Annotated in this window: 6 protein-coding genes; 5 read left to right on the forward strand and 1 reads right to left on the reverse strand. The window is 67.6% G+C overall.

Features of this window, described 5'->3' with window-relative positions; all coding sequences use genetic code 11:
• Both WBB07_RS18695 and WBB07_RS18700 read left to right on the forward strand, forming a co-directional pair.
• Positions 1-781, forward strand: a 781-nt coding sequence (locus tag WBB07_RS18695; protein WP_526309885.1) for a hypothetical protein, incomplete at its 5' end; no start/stop codon positions are given.
• 6 nt (positions 782-787) lie between these two features.
• Positions 788-1,912, forward strand: coding sequence for a glycosyltransferase family 4 protein (locus tag WBB07_RS18700; RefSeq protein WP_526309886.1), 1,125 nt, complete (start codon positions 788-790; stop codon positions 1,910-1,912).
• Between the two features lie 2 nt (positions 1,913-1,914).
• Here the strand turns inward: WBB07_RS18700 and WBB07_RS18705 are convergent, their stop codons facing one another.
• Positions 1,915-3,717 (reverse strand): AMP-dependent synthetase/ligase, encoded by a 1,803-nt coding sequence (locus tag WBB07_RS18705; RefSeq protein WP_526309887.1) that lies wholly within the window; start codon positions 3,715-3,717, stop codon positions 1,915-1,917.
• A gap of 130 nt (positions 3,718-3,847) precedes the next feature.
• On the opposite strand from WBB07_RS18705, the gene WBB07_RS18710 reads away from it, so the two are divergent.
• The 3 genes from WBB07_RS18710 to WBB07_RS18720 form a co-directional block, all read left to right on the forward strand.
• Complete coding sequence (locus WBB07_RS18710) at positions 3,848-4,237, forward strand: polyketide cyclase / dehydrase and lipid transport (protein ID WP_526309888.1); 390 nt, start codon at positions 3,848-3,850, stop codon at positions 4,235-4,237.
• A 98-nt stretch (positions 4,238-4,335) separates the two neighbouring features.
• Positions 4,336-4,770: an SRPBCC family protein gene (locus tag WBB07_RS18715; protein ID WP_526309889.1), complete on the forward strand. Its 435-nt coding sequence runs from the start codon at positions 4,336-4,338 to the stop codon at positions 4,768-4,770.
• Positions 4,767-5,765: ArsA family ATPase (locus WBB07_RS18720; protein WP_526309890.1), on the forward strand; the 999-nt coding region annotated here is incomplete at its 3' end. The genes WBB07_RS18715 and WBB07_RS18720, both read left to right, overlap by 4 nt.

Genomic DNA, 5,765 nt, shown 5'->3' on the forward strand with positions numbered 1-5,765 from the left:
GCCGACACCCGCTCCGGCAGCGCCCGCGCCCGCGCCCACGTCGACACCCACGCTCGGTGCCAGTGGACAGCGGAAAGTCACCCTGGTCAGCCTCGGCGGCACCGCCACCGACCCGTTGTTGCGACGCATCGTCACCGAGCTCGACGACGCGGTCGATGCGGTCGAGGCGTTCTGGGAGGCCGACTGGCCGCACGACATCGTCATCGTGGCCGCCGGCAGCGACGAAGAATTCCGCGCGCAAGCCGCCGGTGTCGCCGACACTTCTCACATCGCTGCGGTGACGGTCGCCGATTCGGTGAATGCACACGAACACACGGCTTCGGGCCAGCGGATCGTGTTCGCGCCCGCAGCGGTGTCGATGAGCCCGGCCGCCCTGCACATCGTGCTGACCCACGAGCTGTTCCACTACGCCGCCCTGGCCTGGACGGCGGCCGATGCGCCCCGCTGGCTCACCGAAGGTGTCGCCGACTATGTGGCCCGGCCGGCCACTTCGATGGCCTCGAGCCTGCAACGTGGCCGACCGTTGCCGGACGGGCTGCCCGCCGACGGCGATTTTGCGGTGCCCGAGCCGGGCCTGAGCCTCGCCTATGACCGGGCGTGGCTGTTTGCCCGCTATCTTGCCGATCGGTACGGACCTCAGGGGTTGCGTGCTTTCTACCTACGTGCGGCCGGACCGGACAACATCGATGCCGATGTCGCCTTGCAGGAGGTGTCGGGGCAGGACCCGGCCGAGGTCCTCGCGGGGTGGCGGGAATGGTTGACCCGCAACGGGCTAGCGTGACACCCGATGAAACGGGTCCTACTGGTAACCAACGACTTTCCGCCCCGCCGCGGCGGCATTCAGTCCTACCTCGAACAGCTGGTCCGCCGGTTGTCCGACACCCACGAGCTGACGGTGTACGCGCCGAAGTGGAAGGACGCCGACGCCTACGACCGGGCCGCGGAATTCGAGGTGGTCCGCCACCCCGGCACGTTGATGCTCCCGGAACCGTCGGTGGACGCCAGGATGCGCGACCTGATCCAGGCGAAGGGTGTCGAGACGGTCTGGTTCGGGGCCGCCGCCCCACTGGCGCTGCTGGCACAGCGGGCCCGTGGCGCCGGCGCCACCCGGATCGTGGCCAGCACCCACGGCCACGAGGTGGGCTGGTCGATGCTTCCGGTGGCTCGCTCGGCACTGCGGCGCATCGGTGACACCACCGATGTGGTGACGTTTGTCAGTCGCTACACCCGCGGCCGGTTCGCCTCGGCGTTCGGACCCCACGCCGGGCTCGAGCACCTGCCCTCTGGAGTGGACACCAACCGGTTTCGCCCGGACGCGTCGGCACGTGCCGAACTGCGTAGCCGTTACGGCCTCGGTGGCCGGCCCACCGTGGTGTGCGTTTCCCGGTTGGTGGCCCGCAAGGGCCAGGACATGCTGATCCGTGCGCTGCCCGGCATCCGGGACCGGATACCGGGTGCGGCGCTGGTGATCGTCGGAGGCGGTCCGGACCTGGACCGGTTACGCGGCCTGGCCGCCGACCACCACGTGTCCGAACACGTTGTCTTCACCAAGAGTGTTCCCAGCGCCGAGCTGCCGGCGCACTACGCGTTGGGCGACGTCTTTGCGATGCCGTGCCGCACCCGGGGCTCCGGGCTGGACGTCGAGGGGCTGGGGATCGTCTTCCTCGAGGCCTCGGCCACCGGGATTCCGGTGGTGGCAGGTGATTCCGGCGGGGCGCCGGAGACCGTGCTCGAGGGTCAGACCGGACACGTGGTGGACGGCCGCAACGGCACTCAGATCGTCGACGCCATCAGCACGCTGCTCGCGCAACCGGAGCGGGCAGCCGCGATGGGTCGACGCGGCCGTGACTGGGTGACAAGTGAGTGGCAGTGGTCGACCATCGCGGCCCGGGCGGGCAAGCTGCTGAGCTGAGGTCAGCCCTTGGCGTAGAGAGCGGTGATCTCGCCGGCGAACTTCTCGGCGACCACCTTGCGCTTGACCTTCATCGTCGGTGTCAGCTCGCCGGTGCCCTCGGTGAAGTCCACCGGCAGGATCCGGAACTTGCGGATCTGCTCGGCATGCGAGACCGCGGTGTTGGCCTGCTTGACGGCGACATCGACCTCCGCCATCAGATCGGGGTCGGTGCTCAGCTCGCCGACGGTGGCGGTGGCGGTCTTGCCGTTGCGTTGCTTCCAGCCGTCGAAGGCTTCGGGGTCGATGGTGATCAACGCCCCGATGAACGGTTGCGCATCGCCGACGGCCATCGCCTGGCTGATCAGTGGGTGCGCCCGCAGCTGGTCTTCGAGCACCGCGGGGGCGACGTTCTTGCCGCCGGCGGTCACGATGATCTCCTTCTTGCGGCCCACGATCTTGACGAACCCGTCGGCGTCGACCTCGCCGAGGTCACCGGTGTGGAACCAGCCGTCGGTGAAAGCTTCGGCAGTGGCCTGCTCGTTGCGCCAGTACCCGCCGAACACCACGCCGCCGCGGACCAGCAATTCACCGTCCTCGGCGATCCGCAGGCTGTTGCCGGGAACCAGCTTGCCGACGGTCCCCACGCGTACCGCGCCGACCTGGTTCACGGTGATCGCGGCGCTGGTCTCGGTCAGGCCGTAACCCTCGTAGATGGTCAGGCCGACGCCGCGGTAGAAGTGGCACAACCGGGCGCCCAGCGGGGCACCGCCGGAGATCGAGGCCCGGCAGTCACCGCCGAGGGCGGCGCGCAGCTTGCCGTAGACCAGTCGGTCGAACACGGAATGCTTCAGGCGCAGCAACAGGCCCGGTCCGGAACCGTCCTGGGCTTCGCTCCACTCGATGGCGGTCTGGGCGGCGATCGCAAAGATCTTGCCCTTGCCGTCGTTGGCCGCGTTCTGTTCGGCGGTGTTGTAGACCTTCTCGAACACCCGTGGCACCGACACCACGATGGTGGGTTTGAACACCGAGAACATCGGCACCAGGTTCTTGATGTCGCTGGTGAAGCCGACCGTGACCTTGTTGTGGAATCCGGCGATGGTGATCGCGCGGGCCAGCACATGCGCCAGCGGCAGGAAGACCAGCAGCCGCTGACCTTTTTGCAGCAGGGTGGGGACAGCGGCTTTGGCGCCACGCGTCTCGTGCAGCAGATTCGAATGTGTCAGCTGGCAGCCTTTGGGGCGTCCGGTGGTCCCCGAGGTGTAGATCAGCGTCGCAGGGTCGGAGGCCCGCAGCCCGCTGACCCGTTTGTCGACTTCGGCGGGATCCACCGCCGCGCCCCCGGCGGCGAGCTCGTCGAGCGCCTTCGGCCCGAATCCGTCGATGGTGAGGACCTCCCGCAGCGCGGGCAGCTCATCGGTGAGTGCGGCGGCCAGTTCCCGGTGCGCGTCGGTCTCGGTGAACAACAGCACGGCCGCAGAGTCGGTGAGCACCCAGCGGACCTGGTCGGCCGAGGAGGTTTCGTAGATCGGCACGGTCAGGCCGCCGACGCTCAGGATCGCCAGATCCAGGATCGCCCACTCGTAGCGGGTGGCCGACAGGATCGCCACCCGGTCACCGGGAGTGACCCCACGGGCGATCAATCCCTGCGCGGCCGAGCGGATCTGGGCGGCGGCCTGCGCACACGTCACATCGGTCCAGACTCCGTCCACCAGGCGCTGATAGATGACGTGGTCGGGATCGTTGCGCTCGTGCTCGAAGACGGCTGAGGCAACGTTGTCATGCTCGCCGACTGAAAACGATGCGGGCACAGTCAACTCACGCAATGGTCGGACCTCTCGGTTGCTGACACGGGTGTGGCTACCCGAGCGTAGTCGTCGTTGCGGTAGCTGTGTGACCCCATTCACTACGCGGGTCCGCTGACTTCGAGGTTCACCGGTATGTGAAGCTAAGGCGATGAACAGCATCCAGGTGGCCGACGAGACGTTTGTCGCCGCCGACGGCGCCACGGTCGGGGCGGCGGTCGCCGACCCCGCACGGTGGCGCAAGTGGTGGCCTGACCTGCTGCTTCAGGTGGTCGAAGACCGCGGTGAGGCGGGCATCCGGTGGACGGTGGCCGGTCCGGTCACCGGAACGATGGAGATTTGGCTGCAACCGGCGATGGACGGCGTGAAACTGCACTATTTTCTGCACGCCGAGCCCGCCGGGGTAGCGGCGTGGGAGTTGGCCAAGCTCGATCTGGCCAAGCTGACGCATGCGCGCCGGGTGGCCGGAAAACGAATGGCGTTCGAGGTGAAGGGTGAGGTGGAGCGGAACCGCCCGGTCGGAGTGGCGCCGCAGCGATAGCGGGCGTCGGCTCTGGGCCGGAAGGGTACCGTTTCTCACCGAAGGAAGGGACTGGGCTTGACGCCGGTTCGAGGATCGATGAGCTAGGACGGCGATCAGTGGCTGACAAGACGGCGCAGACCATCTACATCGATGCCGACCCCGGCACCGTGATGGACGTGATTGCCGATATCGGTTCCTATCCCGATTGGGTGAAGGAATACAAGGACACCGAGGTGCTCACTTCCGACGGTGACGGGAATCCGACGACGGCGAGGCTGGTGCTCGACGCTGCGGTGCTCAAGGACACCATGGTGCTGGAGTACCAATGGCCCAGTGATCGCCGGTCGGTGCGGTGGTCGCTGGTCTCGAGTTCTCTGCTCAAGGCTCTCGATGGGGCATACCGCTTGGAGCCCAACGGATCCGGTACCGATGTCACCTATGAGCTGTCGGTCGACCTGATGATTCCCATGATCGGGCTGCTCAAGCGCAAGGCGGAGAAGCGGCTCACCGACACCGCGTTGAAAGACCTGAAGAATCGAGTCGAGGGCTGAAAGACTCCACCACCCGGATAGGCCTGTTCGTCGGTAAAGGCGGGGTGGGCAAGTCGACGCTGGCTGCGGCCACGGCGGTGCGGGATGCCTGTTCTGGGCAGCGGGTGCTGTTGGTGTCCACGGATCAGGCTCATTCGCTCGGTGATGTCCTCGGTGTGCCGGTGCCGCCGGTGGGGGACCGGACCCCGGTGCGGGTGTTCGCCGACGAAGGTGGCGGTGTGCTGGACGCGTTGGCGCTGGACACCCTCGAGGTGCTGGCCGCTCGCTGGCGCGAGATCGCTGCGCCGCTGGCGCTGCGATTCCCCGATTCTGACATAGGAACTGTTGCACCCGAAGAGCTTTCGTCGCTGCCGGGTATTCAGGAAGTACTCGGTCTTCATGAGGTCGGGGAGTTGGCCGCCTCCGGTGAGTGGGACCAGGTGGTGGTGGACTGCGCGTCGACGGCCGATGCCCTGCGCATGCTCACGCTGCCTTCGACGTTCGGGTTGTACCTGGAGCGGGCGTGGCCACGGCACCGCCGGCTGAGCCTGGCCGACACCGGCTCCTCGGCTGCGGTCATCGATCTGCTGGAGCGGGTGAACCGCGGTGTCGAGAGCCTCGGCTCGCTGCTCACCGATCCCGACACGGTGACGGCTCACCTGGTGCTGACCCCGGAACGGGTGGTGGCCGCCGAGGCGATCCGCACGCTTGGTTCGCTGGCGTTGATGGGGGTGCGGGTCGCCGAACTGATCGTCAATCAGGTTCTGGTGCAGGACGATTCATACGAGTATCAGAACCTGCCGGCGCATCCGGCGTTCGACTGGTATTCCGAGCGCATCGGTGATCAGCGGCTGGTCCTGGCGGAGCTGGAGGCCAGCGTCGGGGAGATCGAACTGGTGCTGACTCCGCATCAGCCCGGTGAACCCATCGGCCCGAAGGCGCTCGGCGAGCTGCTGGCGCAGGCGCGGCGGCGCGGCAGTGCCCCGCCGCCGGGGCCGCTGCGTCCGGTGGTGGAC

Origin of the sequence: Mycobacterium sp., from assembly GCF_049647605.1 — a bacterium.
Lineage (GTDB): Bacteria > Actinomycetota > Actinomycetes > Mycobacteriales > Mycobacteriaceae > Mycobacterium.